This is a genomic window from Brevundimonas sp. D3-1P (assembly GCF_055809335.1).
In genome coordinates this window covers 1,954,885-1,977,891 of the sequence record NZ_CM147908.1, presented here as the reverse complement: position 1 = coordinate 1,977,891, position 23,007 = coordinate 1,954,885, and the positions used below count along the sequence as shown (strand labels likewise).

At 69.7% G+C, this 23,007-nt stretch carries 21 protein-coding genes; 11 read left to right on the top strand and 10 right to left on the bottom strand.

Annotation, left to right across the window (positions count from 1 at the left end; genetic code table 11):
- The first annotated feature begins 54 nt into the window (after positions 1 to 54).
- Positions 55 to 897, top strand: coding sequence for a universal stress protein (locus tag AC0L6G_RS10075; RefSeq protein ID WP_291539801.1), 843 nt, complete (start codon positions 55 to 57; stop codon positions 895 to 897).
- Positions 898 to 900: 3 nt separating this feature from the next.
- On the opposite strand, the gene nth is transcribed toward AC0L6G_RS10075, so the two are convergent.
- Complete coding sequence (nth, locus tag AC0L6G_RS10070; RefSeq protein WP_293825941.1) at positions 901 to 1,602, bottom strand: endonuclease III; 702 nt, start codon at positions 1,600 to 1,602, stop codon at positions 901 to 903.
- Between the two features lie 56 nt (positions 1,603 to 1,658).
- Positions 1,659 to 2,990: a flavin monoamine oxidase family protein gene (locus AC0L6G_RS10065; RefSeq protein WP_473252088.1), complete on the bottom strand. Its 1,332-nt coding sequence runs from the start codon at positions 2,988 to 2,990 to the stop codon at positions 1,659 to 1,661.
- 117 nt (positions 2,991 to 3,107) lie between these two features.
- On the opposite strand from AC0L6G_RS10065, the gene AC0L6G_RS10060 reads away from it, so the two are divergent.
- The 5 genes from AC0L6G_RS10060 to AC0L6G_RS10040 are packed head-to-tail and all read left to right on the top strand — an operon-like array spanning position 3,108 to position 7,715.
- Entirely contained in the window at positions 3,108 to 4,208 is a 1,101-nt protein-coding gene (locus AC0L6G_RS10060) for an HlyD family secretion protein (protein ID WP_473252087.1), read from the top strand.
- Positions 4,205 to 5,806, top strand: coding sequence for a DHA2 family efflux MFS transporter permease subunit (locus AC0L6G_RS10055; protein ID WP_473252086.1), 1,602 nt, complete (start codon positions 4,205 to 4,207; stop codon positions 5,804 to 5,806). Before AC0L6G_RS10060 ends, AC0L6G_RS10055 begins: the two co-directional genes overlap by 4 nt.
- Positions 5,806 to 6,426: a TetR/AcrR family transcriptional regulator C-terminal domain-containing protein gene (locus AC0L6G_RS10050; RefSeq protein WP_473252085.1), complete on the top strand. Its 621-nt coding sequence runs from the start codon at positions 5,806 to 5,808 to the stop codon at positions 6,424 to 6,426. The genes AC0L6G_RS10055 and AC0L6G_RS10050 overlap by 1 nt, the downstream gene beginning before the upstream one ends.
- Positions 6,427 to 6,474: 48 nt before the next feature.
- A complete protein-coding gene (locus AC0L6G_RS10045) occupies positions 6,475 to 7,248 on the top strand; it encodes a creatininase family protein (RefSeq protein WP_473252084.1) in 774 nt (257 codons plus the stop codon).
- 32 nt (positions 7,249 to 7,280) lie between these two features.
- The gene (locus AC0L6G_RS10040; RefSeq protein ID WP_473252083.1) at positions 7,281 to 7,715 is read left to right on the top strand and encodes a phasin family protein; all 435 of its coding nucleotides are present in this window, start codon (positions 7,281 to 7,283) and stop codon (positions 7,713 to 7,715) included.
- A 22-nt stretch (positions 7,716 to 7,737) separates the two neighbouring features.
- On the opposite strand, the gene AC0L6G_RS10035 is transcribed toward AC0L6G_RS10040, so the two are convergent.
- From AC0L6G_RS10035 to ftsY, 3 genes are all read right to left on the bottom strand, one after another.
- Positions 7,738 to 8,352 carry a MarR family winged helix-turn-helix transcriptional regulator gene (locus AC0L6G_RS10035; protein ID WP_473252082.1) on the bottom strand — a complete coding sequence of 205 codons (615 nt, stop codon included), beginning with the start codon at positions 8,350 to 8,352 and terminating at the stop codon, positions 7,738 to 7,740.
- Between the two features lie 99 nt (positions 8,353 to 8,451).
- A complete protein-coding gene (locus tag AC0L6G_RS10030; protein WP_473252081.1) occupies positions 8,452 to 9,108 on the bottom strand; it encodes an inner membrane-spanning protein YciB in 657 nt (218 codons plus the stop codon).
- A 1-nt stretch (position 9,109) separates the two neighbouring features.
- On the bottom strand, positions 9,110 to 10,045 hold the full coding sequence (gene ftsY / locus AC0L6G_RS10025; RefSeq protein WP_473252080.1) for a signal recognition particle-docking protein FtsY: 936 nt from the start codon (positions 10,043 to 10,045) through the stop codon (positions 9,110 to 9,112).
- Positions 10,046 to 10,584: 539 nt separating this feature from the next.
- Between ftsY and AC0L6G_RS10020 the strand changes: the two genes are divergently transcribed.
- Complete coding sequence (locus tag AC0L6G_RS10020; RefSeq protein ID WP_473252079.1) at positions 10,585 to 12,627, top strand: NAD(+) synthase; 2,043 nt, start codon at positions 10,585 to 10,587, stop codon at positions 12,625 to 12,627.
- 32 nt (positions 12,628 to 12,659) lie between these two features.
- Here the strand turns inward: AC0L6G_RS10020 and hisC are convergent, their stop codons facing one another.
- From hisC to AC0L6G_RS09995, 5 genes are read right to left on the bottom strand one after another with little or no spacing between them, the layout of a single operon-like run.
- Positions 12,660 to 13,763, bottom strand: coding sequence for a histidinol-phosphate transaminase (gene hisC, locus AC0L6G_RS10015; RefSeq protein ID WP_473252078.1), 1,104 nt, complete (start codon positions 13,761 to 13,763; stop codon positions 12,660 to 12,662).
- A gap of 14 nt (positions 13,764 to 13,777) precedes the next feature.
- Positions 13,778 to 14,464, bottom strand: a complete 687-nt coding sequence (locus AC0L6G_RS10010; protein WP_293825928.1) for a hypothetical protein — start codon at positions 14,462 to 14,464, stop codon at positions 13,778 to 13,780.
- Positions 14,464 to 15,519, bottom strand: coding sequence for a DUF2125 domain-containing protein (locus AC0L6G_RS10005; RefSeq protein WP_473252077.1), 1,056 nt, complete (start codon positions 15,517 to 15,519; stop codon positions 14,464 to 14,466). Before AC0L6G_RS10005 ends, AC0L6G_RS10010 begins: the two co-directional genes overlap by 1 nt.
- 48 nt (positions 15,520 to 15,567) lie before the next feature.
- Positions 15,568 to 16,041, bottom strand: coding sequence for a Cys-tRNA(Pro) deacylase (gene ybaK, locus AC0L6G_RS10000; RefSeq protein WP_473252076.1), 474 nt, complete (start codon positions 16,039 to 16,041; stop codon positions 15,568 to 15,570).
- 3 nt (positions 16,042 to 16,044) lie between these two features.
- Positions 16,045 to 18,927 (bottom strand): ATP-dependent DNA helicase, encoded by a 2,883-nt coding sequence (locus AC0L6G_RS09995; protein ID WP_473252075.1) that lies wholly within the window; start codon positions 18,925 to 18,927, stop codon positions 16,045 to 16,047.
- A 96-nt stretch (positions 18,928 to 19,023) separates the two neighbouring features.
- On the opposite strand from AC0L6G_RS09995, the gene AC0L6G_RS09990 reads away from it, so the two are divergent.
- From AC0L6G_RS09990 to pdeM, 4 genes are read left to right on the top strand one after another with little or no spacing between them, the layout of a single operon-like run.
- Positions 19,024 to 19,263 (top strand): hypothetical protein, encoded by a 240-nt coding sequence (locus AC0L6G_RS09990; RefSeq protein ID WP_291539832.1) that lies wholly within the window; start codon positions 19,024 to 19,026, stop codon positions 19,261 to 19,263.
- Positions 19,260 to 19,697: a type II toxin-antitoxin system VapC family toxin gene (locus tag AC0L6G_RS09985; protein ID WP_291539834.1), complete on the top strand. Its 438-nt coding sequence runs from the start codon at positions 19,260 to 19,262 to the stop codon at positions 19,695 to 19,697. Before AC0L6G_RS09990 ends, AC0L6G_RS09985 begins: the two co-directional genes overlap by 4 nt.
- The gene (locus tag AC0L6G_RS09980; RefSeq protein ID WP_473252074.1) at positions 19,685 to 22,198 is read left to right on the top strand and encodes a ligase-associated DNA damage response DEXH box helicase; all 2,514 of its coding nucleotides are present in this window, start codon (positions 19,685 to 19,687) and stop codon (positions 22,196 to 22,198) included. The genes AC0L6G_RS09985 and AC0L6G_RS09980 overlap by 13 nt, the downstream gene beginning before the upstream one ends.
- Positions 22,195 to 22,947 carry a ligase-associated DNA damage response endonuclease PdeM gene (pdeM, locus tag AC0L6G_RS09975; protein WP_473252073.1) on the top strand — a complete coding sequence of 251 codons (753 nt, stop codon included), beginning with the start codon at positions 22,195 to 22,197 and terminating at the stop codon, positions 22,945 to 22,947. Before AC0L6G_RS09980 ends, pdeM begins: the two co-directional genes overlap by 4 nt.
- Positions 22,948 to 23,007 lie beyond the last annotated feature (60 nt).

The following is a 23,007-nucleotide window of genomic DNA, read 5'->3' as shown; positions in this document are numbered from 1 at the left end:
GGCCGCCCCACCTCAAGCGTGGCAGTGAAGTCGGTATTCAAGGGGCGAACGACCATGACCACCTCCTATCGCAAGATCGCCGTCTTTGCGGATGCGACGCCCGAGGGCCTGCGGCTGTTCGGCCGGGCGGCGCTGCTGGCCAGGCGTCTCGGCGCGGAGCTTATCGCCGTCTATGGCGGAGAACGCAGCCCGCTGACGCCGGACGAGACCTTCACGCGGGGAATGAAGGCGATCACGGAGGTCGTCCGACGCCACGATGCGGCCGACCGCGCACACGCGGCCGAAGAAATGGAACCTCTGCGCATGGCCGCCGAGGCGCTGGGCCAACCCGTCGAATTTCAGGTGGTCTGGTCGGGCGGCGAGGACGAGGCGCTGCGCTTTCTGGACTGCGATCTGATGGTCGCCGCCCATCCGTCGCCGCCTCATCTGCCGCCCAGCTGGACCGCCGAACGTCTGCTGAGCCTGAACGGCGGGCCGATGCTGCTGCTTCCGTCGGTCTGGCCGGGCGATGACCATGGCCGTCACGTCGTCATCGCCTGGAACGGCAGCCGCCAGGCCCGGCGGGCCGTTACCGAGGCCCTGCCCCTGCTGTCGCGGGCGTCTCGGGTCACGATCCTGGTGGTCGACGGCGACCGATACGCCCTGGAGGCGGGCCATGTCCCGGGGCAGGATCTGGCCGAGTATCTGGCCCGGTTCGACATTCAGCCGGTCCTGCATTCGGTCGCCTCGGGCGAGGCCGGCATCGCCGATACGATCACGCGCGAGGCCGTCGGCCTGGGCGCGGACATGGCCGTCATCGGCTGCTACAGCCGCTCGCGGACCCTGGAGACCATTTTCGGCGGCGTCACCCGCACCCTCTTGCGCGACACGACCATGCCGCTTTTCCTGTCGTTCTGACCCTCAGCGCCCAGGATCCGGCGCCGTTTGACCAAGGACGGCCAGCCCAGCCCGAGACGGACACAGGTCGGCGATGACGCAGGCCAGGCAATTCGGCCTTCGGGCCGTGCAGGTGTAGCGGCCATGCAGTATCAGCCAGTGGTGCGCCTTGGGCAGCCAGGGCTCGGGCACGACCTTGAACAGCTGCGCCTCGACCTTGTCGGGTGTTGCGGCGTTGGCGAGGCCCAGCCGGTGCGAGACGCGAAAGACATGGGTGTCCACGGCGATGGCGGCCTCGATCCCCAGTTCGTTCAGCACCACCGAGGCGGTCTTTCGTCCCACGCCGGGCAGGGCCTGCAGGTCGGCGCGGTTCAGCGGGACCTGGCCGCCGTGCTGCTCCAGCAGGATGCGGCTCAGGGCGATGACGTTCCGGGCCTTGCCGCGATACAGGCCGATGGAGGCGATGTATGGGATCAGCCCTTCTTCCCCCAAAGCCAGCATCTTCTCGGGCGTGTCGGCGACCTTGAACAGCCGCTCGGTCGCCTTGTTGACCGAGACGTCCGTGGCCTGGGCCGACAGCGCCACGGCGACGACCAGAGTGAAAGGATTGGAGAAGTTCAGCTCGGTCCTGGGGTCCGGCATGACGCCGGCCAGCCGTTCGAAAATGCGCTCCACCCGGTCCTCGTCGGGCGGCCAGCGCAGGATGGGTATGGCCGCCCCGGTCATCACCGACGGCCGTTTCGGCGCCGGCCTCGACAGGGGCCTTACGGGCTTCGGCGATTTCACGACGGGACCTCGCCCGGGTCGCACGGCGCAAGGCCCAGGGCGGCCAGGGCCGCGTCGGCCGCGCGTCGGCCCTCCATCCAGGCGCCGTGGGCCGTGCCGTAATAGACCGGCGCCGTCGCCTCGCCGGCCAGGAAGATGCGATCTTCGACCGGAACGCGCAGCCGGGCGCGATCCGCCGCATGGCCCGGCAGGGCGTGGGAATAGGCGCCCCGCGACCAGGGATCGACGCCCCAGCCGCTGACGGCGACCGCCTCCAGCCGCCGCCGCATCCCCGACCCCAGGGCGGAAACCAGTTCGGAGGCGGCGAAGTCGAACAGGGCGGCCGGGCCGTCGGCCTCCAGCCCCCAGGCCAGGTCCGCGCCGAAATAGGCCTCGATCATCGGCCGGCCGAAGGGGCGCAGATGGTAGCCGCCGGTCTGGGCCGTGTCGGTGCGGGTCCAAAGCTGGGTGTCGGGCTGGAAGTCTCCCGCGCCGCGCACCGTCATATGCACCTTGGACGCCAGGCCCAGCGGCACGCCGGCCGTCGCCTCCAGCAGGGCCGGAACCGGCGGACCGATGCGAATGGTCTCGTCGGCGATCAGACTGTTGGGGACCGTCAGGATCACGATCCGCGCGGTCAGGGCGCCCCGGCTGGTCTCCAGCCGCAACAGGGGCCCGGAGCGGTCGATGCGGCGCACGGCGCAGTCCGTCGCCGTGACCGGCGACACCGCCTCGCCCAGCCGTTCGATCAGCCGGCCATACCCCTCGCGCACTCGCCAGTTCACGCCCGTATCGCCATAGGCGTCGTAGTCCAGGCTGGAGACCTCCGCGAACCGGGCGCCGTTCAGGGCGCCCGATATGGCGTCCATATGGGCGTTCCAGCGACCGTCGGGATCGAAGAAGTCCGAGGCAGGACGATCCTCGCCCCGCGCCGCCGCCTCCGACACCCGCCGGTCGAACGCGGCGAACGCCTGGCCGAAGGCGTCCTGATCGGCCGGCGTCATCTGATGGTCGAAGGCCTGGGTGCGCCAGGGCGGCGGGGTCCGGTCCAGCGTCAGCCCCTCCGCCTCGACGCGGGCGGCCAGAACGTTGTCGTCGGCCGAGTGCAGCCAGCCGCAGCCCATATCCAGCCCTTCGCCTTCGGCCCGCTGAGTAAAGGCTCGGCCGCCGATCCGATTCCGCGCCTCCAGCATCAGTATCGACAGGCCCCGAGAGGCCGGATTCGCCCGCATCATCCGGCGGGCGGCGGCGATGCCCGCCGCCCCGGCGCCGACCACGACCACGTCGACCTGGGACGGCAGGGGATTGGAGGCCTTGGAGAAGTCGGTCATGCGGTGGCGAAGATACACGAAATCCCGCCCGCCCCGGCAAGCCGCAAAACATTCGCGCGGCGGCCCATTGATTTCTGGACGGCGCAGTCCATTTTAGCGCCGCTTCAATTGGTCGCACCCTTTGCGGATTTCGTCATGTCGCCTGAACTCAAGAAACGCCTGCCGCTGATCGCGGCGGGGATCGTCGGCCTGGCGCTGATCGTCGGCGGGGCGATCTGGTGGCTGAACGGCCAGCGTTGGGAGAGCACCGACAACGCCTTCGTCCAGGCCGACACCACCCTGGTCAGCCCGCAACTGTCGGGCCGCGTGACCGAGGTTCTGGTCGGCGACAATCAGCGGGTCGAGGCCGGGCAAATCCTGGTCAAGCTGGACGATTCCGACGAAAAGGCCCAGCTGGCCCAGGCCGAGGCCAATCTGGCGGCCGCCATCGCCGCCGTCGGCCATGTCGACGCCCAGGCCGAACAGGAAAAGGCCACCATCGCCGCCCGCGCCGCCGCCGTCAGCCAGGCCCACGCCCAGGCCGGCCTGGCCCGCGCCGAGGTCGACCGCTACGGCAAGCTGGCCGAGCAGGGCTGGGTCTCCCAGCAACGCATCCAGACCGAGCGGGCCAGCGCGGCCACCGCCGCCGCCAGCGTCGAACAGGCCCAGGCCGCCCTGGTCGCCGAACAGCGCACCGCCGGCGTGCTGGGCTCGACCCGCCAGCAGAGCGTCGCGGCCGTTGAACAGGCCCGCGCCGTGGTCGATCAGGCCCGCATCGCCCTGGACCGCACCGTGATCCGGGCGCCCGTGGCCGGCGTGGTCGGCGCCCGCAGCGTGCGCCCCGGCCAGTTCGTCAACGCCGGAACGCAGCTGCTGTCCATCGTGCCCCTGAGCCACACCTATATCGTCGCCAACTTCAAGGAGACGCAGCTGGACAAGGTGCGCCTGGGCCAGGCGGTCGAGATTTCCGCCGACGCCTTCCCCGGCCGCAAGATCGAAGGCCGCGTCGACAGTTTCGCCCCCGCCACCGGCTCGGAGTTCGCCCTGATCCCGGTCGAGAACGCCACCGGCAACTTCACCAAGATCACCCAGCGCGTGCCGGTGCGGATCGTGGTCAGCGGGGCGGATCGCAACCTTGCCCTGCGGCCGGGCCTGTCGGTCGACGTCAAGATCGACCTGAAGAGCCAGGGCGGTCAGAGCTTCGCCGAAGCCTCGACCGGAGCCGCGAACGGCGCGAACGGAGCCGCAGGCCAGTGAACGCCGCCAACCCCGCCGCGGTTCCCGCTGCGGGCGGGGGGCCCGTCGCCGGCCATCCCGAGATCAACTGGACCATGCTGCTGCTGGGTTTCGCCGGCATGGTGGTGGGCCAGTTCATGGCCATTCTGGACATCCAGATCGTCGCCGCCTCCCTGCCCCAGATCCAGGCCGGGGTCGGCGCCTCGGCCGACGAGATCAGCTGGATTCAGACCGCCTATCTGATCCCCGAGGTGGTGATGATCCCCCTGTCGGGCTTCCTGTCGCGGCTGTGGGGCACCCAGCGGCTGTTCCTGGCCTCGTGCGCCGGTTTCGTGCTGATGAGCATCGCCACGGGCCTGTCGTCGTCGATCGACATGATGATCCTGTTCCGGGCCATCCAGGGCTTCGTCGGCGGGGCCATGATCCCGACCGTCTTCGCCGTCGCCTTCACAGCCTTTCCGCCGGACAAGCGGGTCACGGCCAGCGTGGTCATGGGACTGATCGTCACCTTGGCGCCGACCGTCGGCCCGACCCTGGGCGGGCACCTGACCGAATGGCTGAGCTGGCGCTGGCTGTTCTTCATCAACGTCGGGCCGGGGCTGATCGTGCTGTTCCTGGTCGGACGCTACGGAAACTTCGACAAGGGCGACCCGTCCCTGGCCAAGGGGTTCGACTGGTGGGGGCTGGGTCTGATGGCGGCCTTTCTGATGTCGATGCAGTTCGTGCTGGAGGAAGGCGCCAAGAACGACTGGTTCGACGACACCCACATCCTGCTGCTGACCGTCGTCGCCGTCGTCGCCGGGCCGATCTTCGTCTGGCGTTCCCTGACCTATCGCCAGCCGATCGTGGAACTTCGGGCCTTTGGAAACCGCAACTTCCTGGTCGGTTTCATCATGACCTTCATCGTCGGTTTCGCCCTGTTCGGCGGCACCTTCCTGCTGCCGCTCTTCCTGGGCCGGGTGCTGGGCTATTCCTCGGCCGAGGTCGGCACCACCATGGTCGTCTCGGGTCTGGCCATGTTCGCCACCGGCCCCTTCGCCGGGCGGCTGGTGCGAAAGCTGGACGCGCGGGTTCTGATGTTCGGCGGCTTCATGATGTGCGCCTGGGGCATGTGGGAGGCCCGCCTGGTCACGGAGAACTGGGGCTTCTGGGAGTTCGCCTCGGTCCAGGCCTTCCGCGGCGTGGGCGTGATGCTGGCCATGATCGCCTCCCAGCAGGTGACGATGGCCACCTTGCCGCCGCACATGGTCAAGAACGCTTCGGGCCTGGTCAATCTGGCGCGCAACGTCGGGGGGGCCTTCGGCCTGGCGATCCTGAACACCAGCCTGACCTCCAACACCGCCCTGCACATGAGCGAACTGACCAGCGCCATCGGTCAGGGCGATCAGGCGATGCGCCAGATGATGGCCGGCATGGCCCAGCGGTTCTCCGGCTCCATCGATCCGGCCGCCTCGGCCATGAAGGCCATCTATGGCCTGTTGCAGAAACAGGCGACGACGATGGCCTTCGGCGACGCCTTCGCCCTGTTGGGGATATTGTGCGCCGGCGCGGCCTTCGTGACCCTGATGGCCCAGCCGGTCCGGGCCCAGGCCGGCGCCCCGCCCACGGACGCCCACTGATGGCGCGCCGCCGCGGTCAGGTGGATGAACGAAAGAGCGAGGCGATCCTGGACGCCGCCGCCGCCCTGTTCGCCGACAAGGGGCTGCAGGCCAAGATGGACGAGATCGCCAAACTGGCCGGGGTGTCCAAGCAGACGGTCTACAACCGCTTCGCCTCCAAGCTGGACATCGCCCAGGCCCTGGCGAGCAAGAGGGTGGAGGACATCGTCGCGCCCCTGCGCGCGGCGGGCGATCCGCAGACGGTGCTGGAGGCTCTGGCCCTGACCCTGCTGAACCGGGTGTGCAGCGCCGACAAGGTCGGCTCCATGCGCGGGGTGGCCCTGATCTCGACCGAGGCGCCCGAGATCGCCCACGCGATCTATGAGGCCGGACCGCGCCGCAGCCTGCGCGAAATGGCCCTGTGGCTGGCGGAACAGACGCGGCTGGGGCGGCTGGCGGTCTCCGACCCCGAACAGGCGGCAGAGATGTTCTCGGGCCTGGTGCTGGGCCACGCCCATCTGCGGGCCATGCTGGACGTGCCGCAACTGGCGCCCGACAAGCGCGCGGCGCGCGCCAGGGAGGCGGCCCGCATCTTCGTCGCGGCCCATGCGCCCGTCCCGCCGCCGTGCGAGACTTCCTGAGCCGGGCGCGCTAGACCTCCCGCCGTCCTGTAGATTGCGAGCGTCTCCATGCTGATCCACCTGTCCTCCTGGCCCGAGATCGACGCCCGCCTGAACGACGGCGGGCCGTTGTCCAGGACCGTGGTCGTGCCCATCGGCTCCAACGAACAGCACGGACCGACCGGCCTTCTGGGCACCGACTGGCTGTGCCCGGAGATCATCGCCCATGCGGCCGAGAAGACCGACGCCAACCTGATCGTGGCGCCGACCTTCAACATCGGCATGGCCCAGCATCACCTGGCCTTTCCCGGCACCATCTCTCTGCGCCCCTCGACCTTCATGGCCGCGATCACGGACTGGGTGTCGTCCTTGAGCCGACACGGGTTCGAGCGGATCTATTTCCTGAACGGTCACGGCGGCAACGTCGCGACCATCGAGGCGACGATCTCGGAGATCTACGCCGAGTGGAGCTTCGTCGAGGACAGCCCGCCCTTCATCCTGAAGCTGAGGAACTGGTGGGACCTGTCCGGCGTCAACGGCCTGTGCAACCGGCTGTTTCCGACCGGCCACGGCATGCACGCCACCCCTTCCGAGATCGCGGTGACGCAGGCCGCCTATCCAGAGCGGATCAAGACGGCCGACTACAGCCCCCGGATCGCGCCCAGCGGCCCGATCCGCGACGCCCTGGACTATCGCGCACGCTTCCCCGACGGCCGGATCGGCTCGGACCCGGCCCAGGCCAGCCCCGAGAAGGGTCAGCAAATCATCGATGCGGCGATCCCCGCCCTGCTGAGCGACGTCGCGGCCTTCGCCGCCGAAGCCCGACCGGAGATCGCGTCCTGAGCCGGCGGCCCCCCACGGTCGCGGACGCCGCCGTGGTCGGCGCCGAACTGCTGGCGGCCTCCGCCGAGGTGATCGCCGTCCGCACCGGCCGGATCGCGCACAGCCTGGCCGGCGCCAGGGGACCGGACCTGAAGGAACTGTCGCTGATGGGTTCGGAAAAGGCCGAGGCCCTGGCCGCCTCGGCCGGGGCGGCCCTCGCCAACGCCGAGGCCATCGGCCGGCGGCTGGGCCGGGCGGCGATGGACGAGGGCGCCCATGCGCTGCACGCCGCCGCCGCCATCGGCCAGTCGCGCACCCCGGCCCAGGCGGCGGAGGCCCAGTTCACCTATGCGATGGGCTGGTGCAGCCGGGCCGCACGCCAGGCCCTGACGCTGAACGACGCCTTGCTTACGGCCCAGGCCGAGACGGTGGCGCCGATCCACCAAACAGCCACGGCCAACGCCAAAAGGCTGCGCAAGACGACCTAGCGGGTTCCCGCTATCGGCCGAGCTAGACCGTCTCCACCACCTTCAGCTTGGGCTTCTTGATCTTGACGGGCTTGGCCGGGCGTTCGGCCTTTCGGGCGGCCTTTTCGGCCTTGCGGGTCTCTTTCTCGGCGGCTTTCAGGGCTTTTTTAGCGGCCTTGGCCTCGGCCCTGGCGGCGTCGGGGGCGGCGTCGGCGGCGGCGGCCAGTTCGGCCAGCTGAGACAGGAAGGCGTCGCGCTGGCTCTTGGGCAGCAGGCCCATGATCCGCTTGTCGGCCGCCTCCACCCGGGGGCGGGCGGCCTCCAGGCGGGCGGCGCCCTCCGGGGACAGGCGAACCGCCTTGGCGCGGGCGTCCACCGTCGAACGCTCGCGCTCCAACAGCCCCTTGGCGGTCATGCGGGCGACCAGGTCGGCCAGGGTCGAGCGGTCGATGCCGGTCATGCGGACCAGTTCGGTCTGGGTCAGGCCGGCCTTCAGGGACACCGCCTCCAGGACCGCGAACTGACGCTGGGTCAGGCCGTCGGCGCCGGTCTCCTCGGCGTAGATATCGAGCGCGAGCTGAAGGGCGCGGTGCATCAGATGGCTGGGCGACGTACCCAGCGGCCCCACCTTGCGCGCCGACTTGCCAGGCTTCACCATCGAACCGCTCCCCTTCAGTTTCGTCCGAACACGTATCAGCCCAGCTTTACGATTTGACGGGAAAAGCGCGTCGTTTCCGTGACAGTTCCGCTTGCCGATCTACAGGCCTGGATCGGGGGAGATCGGCCCCGGCGGCTCTTCCTTGATCATGTTCCTCATGATCAGCGGCACCTGCGACAGGCCGAAGACGGAGGCGGCGATCCACAGAACGCCCCGAAACCCGGTCCAGACGTCGTTGGGATTGGGCGTGTCGCGCCCCAAGGCGTGCCAGATCGCGGTCACGGCCTGGGGACTGCGGAACACTTCGTTCAGCACGGCGACGGTCAGGAAATACAGGCCGTAGCGCAGGGTCAGGGTGCGCCAGGCCGCGTCGTTGACCCGGATCGCCGAGCCCAGAAGGGCCTTGAACGGATACTTCTTCAGCGGGATCGACCCCAGCAGCACCACGGCCAGCAGGCCGTTCTGGACCGTCAGCTTCAGCTTCACGAACAGGTCGTCGTGGGTGAAGATGGTCAGAAGGCCGAACACCAGGGCGAACAGGCCGGTGATCAGCGGCAGGGGGGCGAAGCGCCGCTCGACCGCATAGCCGACCACCAGGGCCAGCGCCGAGGCGCCGACCAGCACCCAGGTCGCCAGGATCATGTCCCGGGTGACGAAATAGCTGACCATGAAGGCCGCCAGGGCGCCGAAGTCGACGGCCTGGCGGATCCACTGGCGGTTCTTCCGGGGGGCGGGCGCGGGGGCGGCGTCGGTCATCTCAGTCCTCCAGCCCCACCAGCGAGCGCGAGAAGGCGCGGGCGTCGAACGGTTGCAGGTCCTCCACTCCCTCGCCCACGCCGATCAGCATCAGCGGGGCGTCGGACGCCTGGGCCACCGGAACCAGGACGCCGCCGCGGGCGGTGCCGTCCAGCTTGGTCATGACGACGCCGGTGACGAAGGCGGTGCGGCCGAAAATCTGCTCCTGGGCCAGGGCGTTGCGCCCCACCGTGGCGTCCAGCACCAGAAGGGTGTCGTGCGGCGCCTCGGGGTCGATCTTCTTCAGCACCCGCACGATCTTGAGCAGTTCGTCCATCAGGGCGGACTTGTTCTGCAAACGCCCGGCCGTGTCGATCAGCACCACGTCGAAGCCCTCGGCCCTGGCCTTCTGATAGGCGTCGAAGGCCAGGCCGGCGGCGTCCGCGCCGTCGCGACGGCTTTCGAAATGGGCGCCGGCCCGTTCGGCCCAGACCTTCAGCTGCTCGCGGGCGGCGGCGCGGAAGGTGTCGCCGGCCACGACCATCACCTTGGCGCCCTTGCCCGTCAGGTCGGCGGCGATCTTGCCGAGCGTCGTGGTCTTGCCCGAGCCGTTCACCCCCACGAACAGCACGACATAGGGTTTGGGGCCGTTCAGCGGATCGAAGGTCGCCTGGCGCGGCGAAAGCTCGGCCGCAACCGCCTCGGCCAGCGCCTCCTTGACCTCGCGTTCCTGGGCATCCTTGCCGAACTTCAGGCCGCGAAACCGCTGGACGATCCGGGCCGAGGCGGCCGGCCCCAGATCGCTTTCCAGCAGATGCTCCTCCAGCTGTTCGAGCGAAGCCTCGGACAGGGGTTCCTTGACGAAGGTGGCGACGACCTGGTCGGTCATCTGCTTTGAAGAGCGGGAAAGCCCAGCGGACAGGCGCTGGAACCAGCCCTTTTTCGGCGTGTCGTTCATCAGATGGCTTTAGCCGGGGCGAAGGCGGACGTCATCCGCATTCGCAAGGACCGCAGGCGGACAGATCGACCGGGGCGCGCGGACGGAATTTCGAGCCTGGCCGGAAAAAGAGAGTCTGAATGGTGTGAATAGTGTGAAATCGCCGGCCGACGGCCCGATGCGTCGCCGCCGCGCCACGGACGCCCGTCGGAAAAAGAGACGACGCCTGTCGGGAAAACTGAGTCCGAATAGTGTGAATGGTGTGAAATCGGTTCTCCCCCCACCCCCGCTGCGTGCGGTCGTGCGCGCGACAGTATGGGGCGCCGGGGAGGGGCGGGCAGGAAGCGGACGAAAGAAATCGGCAAGGCGTTGAAATCCTTGGGACGGGACCAGCGTCATTGTGCGGGCTGAGGCTGATCTGATCTTTCGCCATCCCCCTGGTCGCGGCGCGCTGGAGGATGACGAAGGATACAGGCGCGAAGGAGGGATTCCGTCCCTTGGTCTTTCGCGCCTATATGAAGGCCGACGACCGGCGCAGGCCGGATGATGCGGACGATGCCATGGCCGAGCCACTTCCCTTTTTCTCGCCCAAGACGCACGGCTTCGTGCGCGTGGCGGCGGCGACGCCGGTGGTTCATGTGGCTGACCCCAAGGCGAATGCGCAGGAGCATCTGGCCCTGATCCGTCAGGCGGGCGAACAGGGCGTGGACCTGATGGTCTTTCCCGAACTGTCGCTGTCGGCCTACGCCATCGACGACCTGCACATGCAGGCGGCCCTGCTGGACGAGGTGGAACGCCAGATCCCGGTCCTGGCCGAGGCGACGGGCGAGCACGATCTGATCGCCGTGGTCGGGGCGCCGATCCGCAGCGGCGACGCCCTGTTCAACTGCGCCGTGGTGATGGGCGGGGGCGAGGTTCTGGGCGTGGTCCCCAAGACCTATCTGCCCAACTATCGCGAATACTATGAGAAGCGCTGGTTCGCCCCGGCGACCGCCCGCGCCGAGGACGTGATCCGGCTGAACGGCGAGACGGTCGATTTCGCGCCGGGCCTGGTGTTCGAGGCGGCGAACCGGCCGGGCTTCGTCTTCTCGGTCGAAATCTGCGAGGACTATTGGGCGCCGCTGCCCCCCTCGACCCGCGCGGCCCTGGCGGGCGCGCGGATTCTGCTGAACCTGTCGGCGTCCAACATCGTCATCGGCAAGGCCGACGAGCGGGCCATGCTGAGCGCCAGCCATTCCGCCCGGACCCTGTCGGCCTATGTCTTCACCGCCGCGGGCTGGGGCGAGAGCACCACCGACCTGGCCTGGGACGGCCAGGCCACCATCCATGAACTGGGCGCGGCCCTGGCGCAGGGACAGCGGTTCGCCCTGGACGGCCATCTGACGATCGCCGACGTGGACGTGGACCGGATCGGCCTGGACCGGCTGAGGAACGGCACCTTCGCCGAATGCGCGCGCAACGAGGGCGAGACGGCGACGGTCGTGCCCTTCCTGGCGCGCGCGGACCAGACCGAGAGCGAGCTGATCCGGCCGCTGGATCGCTTCCCCTTCGTGCCCGACCAGCCGGCGCGGCTGGACCAGGATTGCTACGAGGCCTTCAACATCCAGGTGCAGGGCCTGATGCGGCGGATGCGGGCCACGAACGGCGAACGGCTGGTGATCGGCGTGTCGGGGGGGCTGGATTCCACCCAGGCCCTTCTGGTCGCGTGCCGGGCCTTCGACCGGCTGGGCCTGCCGCGGACCAATATCCTGGGGTTCACCATGCCGGGCTTCGCCACGTCGGAGGGGACCAAGTCCAACGCCTGGGCGCTGATGAAGGCCCTGGGGACGACGGGAGCCGAGATCGACATCCGGCCCGCCGCCGAACAGATGCTGCGCGATATCGGCCATCCGTTCGCGGACGGTCAGCCCGTGCACGACATCACCTTCGAGAACGTGCAGGCGGGGCTGAGGACCGACTATCTGTTCCGCCTGGCCAACCAGAACAGGGCCTTCGTCCTGGGCACCGGCGACCTGTCGGAACTGGCGCTGGGCTGGGCCACCTATGGCGTGGGCGACCACATGAGCCACTACAACGTCAACGGCGGAGTGGCCAAGACGCTGATCCGCCACCTGATCCGCTGGGTGGCGTCGCGCGAACTGGTCGGGGCGGCGGCGACGCCCACGCTGCACGCCATATTGAACACCGAGATCTCGCCCGAACTGGTGCCCGCCAAGGACGGCGCGATCCAGTCGACCGAGGGGACGGTCGGCCCCTATGCGCTGAACGACTTCTTCCTGTTCTACATCAGCCGGTTCGGGCTGAAGCCGTCCAAGGTCGCCTATCTGGCGCACCAGGCCTGGGGCGACGCCGGCGCGGGCGAATGGCCCGAGAACACCCCCGAGGACGAGAAGGTCGAATACGACCTGGCGACCATCAAGGCCTGGTTGCGGAAGTTCCTGATCCGCTTCTTCCAGACGGCCCAGTTCAAGCGCTCGGCCCTGCCCAACGGGCCCAAGGTGGTCACGGGCGGCTCGCTGTCGCCGCGCGGCGACTGGCGCGCGCCCTCGGACGGTGCGGCGCGGGCATGGCTGGACGAACTGGACGCCAATGTGCCGGACTGACGCCGCCTGACGGGGCGCGGCCGGGTCGCGGCCTATCCCGCCGCGAATTCGCTCAGGGCGTCGATGACGGCACGGTTCTGGTCTTCGGTGCCGATGGTGATGCGCAGGGCCTGGGGCAGGCCGTAGCCGCCGACGGGGCGCACGATGACGCCCTTCAGGTTCAGATAGTCGTTGGCGGCGGTCGCCTCTTCCGGCCCCTCGAACACCACCAGGACGAAGTTGCCGGCGCTGGGCAGGACCTCGAAGCCGAAGCCGCGAAGGGCCTGGGTCAGGCGCGGCTTCCAGGTCGCGACCAGGTCGCGCGACGCCGCCTGGTGGGCCGTGTCGGACAGGGCCGCCGCCGCCGCCTCCAGGCCCGGAACGGAGACGTTGAACGGCAGGCGGATGCGGTCGACGGCCTCGGCGACCGCGACGGGCGCATAGCCGAACCCGATGCGCAGGCCCCCCAGGCCGTGGATCTTGGAGAAGGTGCGGGTCACGACGATGTTCGCGGCGTCGTGCGCCAGGGGGAAGGCGGTCTCCCAGTCGGCCTCGGTCACATATTCCGCATAGGCCTCGTCGATCACCAGGACGACATGGGCGGGCAGGGCGGCGTGCAGGCGGCGGATTTCCTCGCCGGTGTTGTAGCTGCCGGTCGGGTTGGACGGATTGGAGACATAGACGATCCGGGTCCGCTCATCGACCTGGGCCAGGAGGGCGTCGACCTCGGCCTTGAAGTTCGGCTCGGGCGCCAGCTTGACCTCGGCCTCGCAGGCCTTGGCGCTGATCCGGTAGGCCAGGAAGCCGTACTGGCCGCAGACGATGTTGTCGCCGGCCGTCAGATAGGTCTGGTTCAGCAGGGCGAAGACCTCGTCCGAGCCATTGCCGAAGATCAGCCGCTCGGGCTCCAGGCCGTGGGTCTCGGCGACCGCGGCGCGCAGTTTGGCCGCGCGGCCGTCGGGATAGACGTGGATGTTCCTGACCGCCGCCTCATAGGCCGCGCGCGCCTTTTCGCCCGCGCCCAGCATGTTCTCGTTGGAGGACAGCTTCATCGGCTCGGCCACGCCGGCGATGGACGACTTGCCGCCGACATAGGGGGCGATGTCGAGGATGCCGGGCTTCGCCACAGGGCCGTGAGGAGCGGTCGCGTCGGTCATGGAAAGCCTTGATCTCAGAAGATGGGGGCGGCGCCGATGACGCCGTTCAGACGGCCGGGCGCGCTCTTCAGCCGCCCGTCGTCGGCCTGCACATAGCCCGTCAGCACGAACAGCTTCAAGCCGCCCGCCGCCGCCAGGAGGTCCGCGGCCAGCCCGGCCTGGCCCAGGGCGTCGACGATCTTGCCCTCCGACCAGCCGCTGTCCGTGACCCAGAAGCTGCGGTCGTCGCCGGTCGGACCGGAGGCGTCCCTGGCCACGACGAAGGCCTGGGGCCGGCCGCGCCGGTCGTCGGGCAGGGCGGCGACGATCCGAAGGTCCGGCCGCGCCAGAAGCCGCCCCCACCAGGGCCGATCCGGCGTCAGGTCGATCACCGCGCGCGATCCGGCGTCCGCCGCTTTCAGCGCCTCCTCGGCCGACAAGGGGCGCACGCCCAGGCCGAACCGATCCGTGGCCAGGGCCTGGGCCACCCCGCCGCTGGCGACCAGGGCCGGGCCGGTCGCCGCCTCCAGCCGTCCCCAGACCGTCTTGATCACCCCGACCTGGGCCGGGGTTAGTCCGTCCAGCAGCGAGCGCAGGGCGATGGCGGCGGCGTCCAGGCGATCGCGCGGCCCGGCGGCGAGCCGCGCCGCCACGGCCTGGGCCACCGCACGGTCCAGCGCCAGCAGATCGTGGTCCATCTGCGGTTCGTCCAAAAGGGTCATCAGAACAGCTTCGGCGCCGGGGCCAGGGGGAAGGGCCCCAGCCAGGTCCGCCCGTCGCGGAACACCAGCGTCAGCGGAAGCTGCTCCTGCCCCGTCGCCTGAGCCGCGCCGGCCGCCGCAGCCGCCCCCGCCGCGCCGATCCGGTTCACCGCCCCCTGGCGCGTGGCCATCAGGCCCGACAGGGCCGGCAGCGGCTTCTGCGCCTGAAGCGCCACCTGGCCCGTCAGACGACCGTCGGCGTCGGCCTTCAACAGGTCGCTGGTCAGGGTCGCGCGGCTGTCGCCGGCCTGAAGATCGCCGCGCACGTCGCGAAAGGCGCCGCCTCCCTTGGTCCAGGCGGAAAAGACCCCGCCGGCGTCCCCGCCGGTCTTCAGCAGACCGGCCTGGCCGATCACGGCCTCGATCTGGGTGGTCAGATAGCCGTCCTGCGCGAAGCCTTCCACCGGCCCGTCGGCCCGGCCCTGGCCGCCGACCAGACGGAACATCACATCGACGTCGTCGGCCGGCGCGACGGAGCCCTCCAGATGCGGGCGGGCGTAGATTTCGATGCGTTCGGCGCGGGCGATGGGAAAGGGCTCGGCGCCCGTCTGGGTCGTGAAGACCGGATTGACCATCTCCAGCGCCAGATTGGGCCAGCGTTGGTCGACGCCGCTGGCGCTCATGCGGATGGCGTCGCCCTTGACCGCCACCTCGCCCTTGCCGGCGCGCGTCAGGACCAGTCCCTGCGGCGCCACGACCACCCATTTCGTCGGCTGATAGGCGTTGGCCTCGGCGGTCAGTTCCGGCGCGGCCAGGGCGTGGCCCGACGGCATGCCCACGACCAGCCGATCCAGAACGACATGGGTGCGGAAGGGCCAGCCCGTGATCGTCTTGTCGTCATAGCGCACGGTCCAGCCGCCCTGGCGCAGGGCCTGGACCTGGGTCTCCAGGCGGGCGTCGATCTGGCGCGTCAGATAGAACCACCAGCCGGTCCAGCCCGCCAGGACGATCAGCACCAGGACGAAGGGCGCATAGAGGCCCGCTCGGCCGTGTCGCGGGGGCTGGGTTCGGGTCATGCAGGCTCCGGTGTTCACCGTCCTATACCGCAGGGGAAGGACGGGTTTCTAGGCGGTCAGGTCGGCCAATACGGCGCCCGTCGCCCGCCGCGCATCCTCGGGCGCGATCTCCAGCAGCAGGCCGCGCTGGCCGGCGTTGATCAGGATGCGGTCGAACAGGATCGCCGTCTCGTCGAGGGCGGTCCTGACGGCCTTCCTCTGGCCGAACGGACTGACGCCGCCGACCTTGAAGCCGGTCAGGCGCTCGGCGTCGGCGGGTTTCATCATCTGGGCCGACTTGCCGGCGAAGACGGCCGCCAGCTTCTTCATGCCGACCTCGCGGTCGGAAGGAACCACCACGCAGGCCGGCGCGCCGTCGACCAGGGTCATCAGGGTCTTGAACACCTGCTCCGGGTCGCAGCCCAGCGCCTCGGCCGCCTGCAAGCCCGCGCGCGGCGCGTCGGGATCGTAGTCGTAGGGGTGCAGGTCGAAGGAAATCCCGGCGCGGATCAGGGCGACGGTGGCGGGGGTGGTCTTGGACATCGCTCAGCCTGGATGGGGGTTCAGGAATTTGCGGGTCAGTTCCACAGCATCGGCCAGACCCATGCGCTGCACCTCGGTACCCGGCGGCAGGCTGGCGAAGAGGCGGGTGGGGGTGGCGGCGTCCAGCATCAGAAAGACCCCCTTGTCGTCGCCGCGCCGGATCAGCCGTCCGAACGCCTGGGCGATGCGGGCGCGGGCCAGGGCGTCGTCATAGCCTTTGCCTTGCGAGAATTGGCCGCCCAGCCGTTCGCGCCGGGCCTTGTGCAGCAGGTCCGGGCGCGGCCACGGCACGCGGTCGAAAGCGAGGACGCGAAGGGACCGCCCCGGCACGTCCACCCCGTCGCGCACGGCGTCGGTGCCCAGAAGGCAGGCGTTCTCCTCGACCCGGAACATGTCGACCAGCGCCCCGACCTCCAGCGGATCGACGTGCTGGGCGTAGAGCGGCAGACCTGCCTTGGCCAGGTCCGGCCCCAACCGTTCATAGACCGCCTTCAGCCGGCGGATGGCGGTGAACAGGCCCAGCCCTCCGCCGCCCGCCGCCAGGAACAGTTCGCGCATCGCCGCCGCCGTCTGGCGCGGATCGTCCTTCGTCAGGTCGTTGACGACGACGACCCGGCTGTTGGCCGCATAGTCGAACGGGCTTTCGACCTTCAGGGTGCGCGGCGGCTCGATCAGCCGCGCCGATCCGGTTCGCAGCCGCGCCAGGTCGAACGGATCCTCCTGCAACGGGTCGGACAGGGTGGCGGACGTCACCAGCACGCCGTGCGACGGCGCGATCACCGCGGCCTCCAGCGGCACGGTCGGGTCGATCCAGTGGCGGCGCAACGCGACATCGTGGATGCGGCCGAACGCCGTCTCGGCCGACAGCCAGTCGACGAAGTCGGGGTCCGGCTGATCGCCCCCGTCCTCCAGCGCCGCCAGCATCGACCGCCAGCCCGGCAGGGTCATCCGCGCCCGCCGGTCCAGACCGCGCAAGGCCCCCTCGATCCGCGACCGTTGCGACCCGTCCAGTTCGGCCGCCTCGTCGTCGAGAATGTCTTCCAGATGGCGCGACAGGGCCAGCAAGGGCGCCTCGATGGCGGCCAGGGCCTGAGCCGCCGCGCGGGCGGTCTCGGCAACCGGATCGGTCACGGGCTTCAGGGCGCACTCCATGCCGAACTCGGGCCCGCCATATGTGCTGGTTTCGGCCGTGCGGGCGCGCAGCTGGTCCAGGGCGGCGGCCAGGAAGGCCTCGATCGGCCCGATGGGATTGACCTCGCCCGACGCCGGGGCGACCCGGCCCGACACGCCCTCGCCCGGCAGGGCGGCGGCGGCGCGGATGGCGTCCTGAAGCGCTTTCAGCGCCGCCTCGTTGTCGTTGACCATGTCGCCCAGCCGCTGCTCCAGCCCGCGTCCGCGACGGCCCCGCCCCTCCGGCCCTCTGATCCAGCGACGCAGCTCGGCCGCCTCCTGGCCCGACAGGCAGGCGGAAAAGGCGCTGTCGGCGGCGTCGAACAGATGGTGGCCCTCGTCGAAGACGATGCGCTTCAGCGCCGCCGTCTCCCCGTCCGACCGCTGGCCCCGCGCCGAGCGCGCCCCATCGAACGCCGCCTGGGTCAGGACCAAGGCGTGGTTGGCGATGACCAGATCGGCCCGGCGGCTGGCGCGGATGGTCTTTTCGACGAAACAGGTGCGGTAGTGCGGACAGGCGGCGTGCACGCACTCGCCCCGCCGATCCACCAGATTGGCCGCCCCCGCCGCATGGGCCGCCGGCAGGGCGAACAGGCCGGGCAGCCAGCCGGGAAAATCGCCCCCGGTCATGTCGCCGTCGCGCGTGTGAAGCGCCCAGCGCCCGGCCAGGGCCAGGCCGATCAGGTCGCCGTTTCCCAACTGGGCCGCCTGCACCATATCCTGCAGGTTCAGGACGCACAGATAGTTCTCGCGCCCCTTTCGGATCACCGCCTTCTTCTTGCGCTCGGCCGGATCGGGCCACAGCGAATGGCTTTCGCGGTCGATCTGGCGCTGCAGGGCGCGGGTGTAGGTCGAAATCCACGCCGCCCCCTGGTTCCGCTCGGCCCACAGGGAGGCGGGCGCCAGATAGCCCAGGGTCTTGCCCGTGCCGGTCCCCGCCTCGGCCAGCAGGACGCGCGGCCGCCCCTCCTCGTTGCGGGGCGAAAAGGCGAAGGCGGCCTCGGCGGCGTAGTCGGACTGGGTCGGGCGGGTCTCGTCCAGGCCCGAGGCCTGGAGCAGTTTTTCCAGCCGGATGCGCGCGGATTCCGAATCGACCGGCGCCGAGCCCGCCTCGCCGCGCGGCGCCTCGTCCTCCCATTCGGTCAGGCGCGACCAGACGTCCAGGCCCGACCCGCGATGCTGGCGCGCGCGCACGCCGCCGGCCTCCAGCGCCTGGGCCACTCGCTCGCCCCAGGCCCAGCCGGCGCGCTGCATCGTCAGGCCCAGGACATAGGCCGCCTCGCGCTCTGGATAGGCGGGCTCGGCCAATTCGCGCAGCAGCAGACCCGCCGCCTCGCGCAGCGCCGCCGCCTGCGCCTCCGCCGACTTCGGCTCGGCCAGGCCCAGCGACAGGGCCAGCCCGGTCGGCGACGGCGCGCAGAACCGCGCCGGCCGCACGAAGGCGTACAGTTCCAGCACATCCATCAGATCGGGCGACCGCGGCGGCGGCGTCAGCCCCAGCCGCCGCGCGGTCAGCGAGGCATGCGCCACCATCGCCGGCCCGGAGCTGAAGAACCCCTCGGCCGCACCCCGCCCGATCTTCCGGGCGCCCTGATCGTCGCACACCGCCCCGGCGCCGGGCGGCGTGGCGAGCGCCGGCGGCAAGTCCGCCCAGGGCTCGGCACCTGTGACGGTCCTAGGCGTCGAGATTTCGGCGATGACGGATTCGTCGGACACGCCGTGAATATAGCGAGCCGCCCAGCGAAACGGAACGGGAACATCTGGTTTCGAGCGCGTTATGGCTCTATACGTCGAGAGAACAAGGAGATCGCCGTGAACAAGCCGATTGATCCCACGGATTGGCTAGCCGCCATGGCCGCCAAGATCGAGGCCGAAGGGCCCCAGACGGTGGACGTCGCCGGCCACGGCCGCGTGACCTTGGTCGCCGAGGCCGAGTTCAGGCGATTGAGCGAAAGAAAGCCCAGTTTCAAGGAATGGCTTCTGACAGGTCCACGGCTTGACGACGTTGAGATCGAGCGCGATCCCCGCCCCAGCCGAGACTTCTCTTTTTGAAGTATCTTCTCGACACCAATGCGATCAGCGAAACGCTGAAATCCCGTCCAGATGAAGGTTTTCTCGACTGGCTCGACACGGTCGTCTCGCCGCCGGAAGACCTCGACGACACCCTATATGTCAGTGTTCTATCCTTGGCCGAGATGCGTCGCGGCGCCCTGAAACTAGCGCCCGGTTCGAGACGCGAGGTTATCGAAAAGCGGATCACGGAGATGGTCGAAGACTACAACGACCGCCTTCTCGCCGTAGACCTCGCAGTCGGAGAACGGTGGGCCGTTTTGGCTGAGCATTACAAACGGAACGGGATCACGGTCGGGTTGATCGACGAATTGATCGCTGCGACCGCCCATGTTCATGGTCTGACGCTGGTCACACGCAACCTGCGCCATTTCGAGCATTCGGGCTGTCGCCTGCTGTCGCCGTGGAGCGCGTGAGAACGCTTCCTCCGCTATTCGCCGACTGGTTCGCGGGGCGCGGCTGGTCGCCTCGGCGGCATCAGCTGGAGATGGTCGCGGCGGGCGAGGCGGGATCGCACGCCCTGCTGGTGGCGCCGACCGGCGGGGGCAAGACGCTGGCGGGGTTCCTGCCTAGTCTGATCGATCTGGCGGAGCGTGGGCCCAAGCCGGCGATCGGGCCGGGATCTGGGATTCACACGCTTTATCTGTCGCCGCTGAAGGCGTTGACCACCGACGTCGAGCGCAATCTGACGACGCCGATCCGCGAGATCGGGCTGAACATCCATGTCGAGACGCGCACGGGCGACACCAAGCCATCCAAGCGCCAGCGGCAGCGCGATTTTCCGCCCGACATCCTGCTGACCACGCCCGAACAGCTGGCCCTGTTCTGCGCCTGGGAAGGGGCGCGGGCCTATTTCGCAGACCTGAAATGCGTGGTGCTGGACGAGGTCCACGCGATCTGGAGCGGCAAGCGCGGCGATCTGCTGTCGCTGGGGCTGGGGCGATTGCAGCAATTCGCGCCCGGGATGCGGCGGGTGGGGCTGAGCGCGACCATCGAGGACCCCGATTTGATCCGGGCGTGGCTGGCGCCGCGCGGAGGAAAGCTTGACGCCGTCACGCTGGTCCGGGGCGATCCCGGCGCGCCGGCGGTGGTCGATGTTCTGATCTCCGAGGGTCAGGTTCCCTGGGCGGGCCACACCGGCCGGCACGCCATCCCGGAGGTCTACGCCGCCATCCAGCGATCGACCCTGGCCCTGATCTTCGTCAACACCCGCTGGCAGTCGGAGTTCGTGTTCCAGCAACTGTGGGCGATCAACGACGACAATCTGCCCATCGGCCTGCACCACGGCTCGCTGGCGGCGGAGCAGCGGCGCAAGATCGAGGCGGCGATGGCGCGCGGCGACCTGCGGGCCGTGGTCTGCACCTCGACGCTGGATCTGGGCATCGACTGGGGCGACGTGGACCTGGTGATCCAGATGGCGGCGCCGAAGGGATCGAGCCGCCTGGTCCAGCGGATCGGCCGCGCCAACCACCGGCTGGACGAACCGTCGCGCGCGCTTCTGGTGCCCGCCAGCCGGTTCGAGATGCTGGAGTGCCAGGCGGCGCGCGAAGCCGTGGCCGCCAACGCCTTCGACTGGGAGCCGGTCCACATCGGCGCTCTGGATGCGCTGGCTCAGCACGTCATGGGCGTGGCCTGTTCGGAGCCGTTCGACATGCCGGCCCTGTACGACGAGATCGTCGGCTGCGGCCCCTATCGCGACCTGACCTGGGAGCAGTTCGAGGAGGTGGTCGATTTCGTCGCCACCGGCGGATACGCGCTTAGGACCTATGACCGCTTCGCCCGGATCGTGCGCATGCCCGACGGCCGCTGGAAGGTCAGAAACCAGCACATCGCCCAGCGCCACCGGATGAACGTCGGCGCGATCGTTTCGGCGGGCACCCTGAACGTGCGGGTCGCCAGCCGCCGGGGCGCAACGTCGCGCCAGCTGATCGGCGGCCGCAAGGTGGGCGAGGCCGAGGAATGGTATTTCGAGCAGCTGACACCCGGCGACACCTTCCTGTTCGCCGGCCAGGTCTGGGCCTTTCAGGGCATCGTGGGGACCGACGCCCTGGTGACTCACGCGAACGACAAGGAGCCCAAGATCCCCTCCTGGGGCGGGTCGAAATTCCCGCTGTCCACCTCGCTGGCCGACCGGGTCCGGGCCATGGTGCAGGACCGCGATCACTGGCGCGTCCTGCCGCCGGACGTCCAGGAGTGGCTGGAGCTTCAGGAGACGCGCTCGGCCATTCCCGAGGCCGAATCCATGCTGGTCGAGACCTTTCCGCGCGGCAGCCGCCATTTCCTGGTCGCCTATCCGTTCGAGGGCAATCTGGCGCACACCACCCTGTGCATGCTGCTGACGCGGCGGCTGGATCGGATGGGCGTCGGGCCGTTGGGGTTCGTCGTCACCGACTATTCGCTGGCCATATGGTCGATTCGACCGATGGACAGGATCGACCTGGACGCCCTGTTCCAGCCCGACATGCTGGGCGACGATCTGGAGGCCTGGCTGGAGGAAAGCTTCATGATGAAGCGGTCCTTCCGCAATTGCGCCCTGATCTCGGGCTTGATCGAGCGCCGCCAGCCCGGCGCCGAGAAGACCGGCCGGCAGGTGACGTTTTCCACCGACCTGATCTACGACGTGCTGCGCCGCCACCAACCCGATCACCTGCTGCTGAAGACCGCGCGCGCCGATGCGGCGCGCGGCCTGTTGGACGTGGCGCGCCTGGGGCAGATGCTGACGCGGATCCAAGGGCGCATCCGCCACCAGCCCCTGGCCCGGCCCTCGCCCTTCTGCGTGCCTGTGCTGGTCCAGATCGGGCGCGAGCGGGTGGGCGGGGACGCCGCCGAGATGATCCTGGACGAAAGCGCCGAAATGCTGATCGCCGAGGTGATGGACGACGACGAACCGGACACGCACGCTGGCGGCCGGGCATGAACGCCGCCCTGCGCCGGACCCTGGCCCCCGCGCGCCGGACCTGCGGCGCGTTGAGCGTGCGGATCGCGGGCGAGGCCTGCGTGCTGCGCTGTTCGGGGGCGATGTGGGTCCCGGCCCACGGCGCCCTGATCGTCGCCGACCTGCACCTTGAAAAGGGCTCGGCCTTCGCCGCGCGCGGCCAGATGCTGCCCCCCTACGACAGCCGCGCGACCCTGGATCGGCTGGAGGCCGAGATCGAGGATCTGGCCCCGTCCCTGGTCGTGTTGCTGGGCGACAGTTTCCACGACGCCAAGGCCGTGCCGCGCATGGCGGCGGACGACCGGATGCGGCTGGATCGGCTGGCCGCCGGGCGCGACTGGCTGTGGCTGGAGGGCAATCACGACCGCGAGGCCCTGAACCGGGATGCGCGGAGCATCGGCCGGCTGCCCGGCCGGATCGTCGGCGACATGACCCTGGGCGCGCTGCGCCTGACGCACGAGCCGGGGGCCCTGTCGGCCGACGACGACCGCCGGGGCGAGGTGGCGGGCCATCTGCATCCGGCCGCCCGCGTCGCCGCCTATGGCCGGGGGGTGCGCCGGCCCTGTTTCGTCACCGACGGGGGCCGCATCGTCCTGCCGGCGTTCGGCGCCTTCACCGGCGGGCTGAACGTGCGCGATCCGGCCATCGCCGGCCTGTTCGCCGCCCCGCCCCTGGCCGCCGCCCTGGGCCGCGACCGCGTCCACGCCCTGGACTGGTCGGTGCTGCGCTGAAGATTTCGGGGTCGAGGCGTTCGCAAAGCGTTCAGCACGTCGCTTCACCTCGTCTTGGTT

What these genes read in the sequence shown, in the direction of transcription:
- AC0L6G_RS10045 (WP_473252084.1), top strand. Translation starts at nt 6,475, where the DNA reads ATGCTGATCCACCTGTCCTCCTGGCCCGAGATCGACGCCCGCCTGAAC.
- AC0L6G_RS10005 (WP_473252077.1), bottom strand. Translation starts at nt 15,519, where the DNA reads ATGACCCGAACCCAGCCCCCGCGACACGGCCGAGCGGGCCTCTATGCG.
- AC0L6G_RS10060 (WP_473252087.1), top strand. Translation starts at nt 3,108, where the DNA reads ATGTCGCCTGAACTCAAGAAACGCCTGCCGCTGATCGCGGCGGGGATC.
- ybaK (WP_473252076.1), bottom strand. Translation starts at nt 16,041, where the DNA reads ATGTCCAAGACCACCCCCGCCACCGTCGCCCTGATCCGCGCCGGGATT.
- AC0L6G_RS10050 (WP_473252085.1), top strand. Translation starts at nt 5,806, where the DNA reads ATGGCGCGCCGCCGCGGTCAGGTGGATGAACGAAAGAGCGAGGCGATC.
- hisC (WP_473252078.1), bottom strand. Translation starts at nt 13,763, where the DNA reads ATGACCGACGCGACCGCTCCTCACGGCCCTGTGGCGAAGCCCGGCATC.
- AC0L6G_RS10035 (WP_473252082.1), bottom strand. Translation starts at nt 8,352, where the DNA reads ATGGTGAAGCCTGGCAAGTCGGCGCGCAAGGTGGGGCCGCTGGGTACG.
- AC0L6G_RS10075 (WP_291539801.1), top strand. Translation starts at nt 55, where the DNA reads ATGACCACCTCCTATCGCAAGATCGCCGTCTTTGCGGATGCGACGCCC.
- AC0L6G_RS10010 (WP_293825928.1), bottom strand. Translation starts at nt 14,464, where the DNA reads ATGACCCTTTTGGACGAACCGCAGATGGACCACGATCTGCTGGCGCTG.
- ftsY (WP_473252080.1), bottom strand. Translation starts at nt 10,045, where the DNA reads ATGAACGACACGCCGAAAAAGGGCTGGTTCCAGCGCCTGTCCGCTGGG.
- AC0L6G_RS10030 (WP_473252081.1), bottom strand. Translation starts at nt 9,108, where the DNA reads ATGACCGACGCCGCCCCCGCGCCCGCCCCCCGGAAGAACCGCCAGTGG.
- pdeM (WP_473252073.1), top strand. Translation starts at nt 22,195, where the DNA reads ATGAACGCCGCCCTGCGCCGGACCCTGGCCCCCGCGCGCCGGACCTGC.
- nth (WP_293825941.1), bottom strand. Translation starts at nt 1,602, where the DNA reads ATGACCGGGGCGGCCATACCCATCCTGCGCTGGCCGCCCGACGAGGAC.
- AC0L6G_RS10020 (WP_473252079.1), top strand. Translation starts at nt 10,585, where the DNA reads ATGGCCGAGCCACTTCCCTTTTTCTCGCCCAAGACGCACGGCTTCGTG.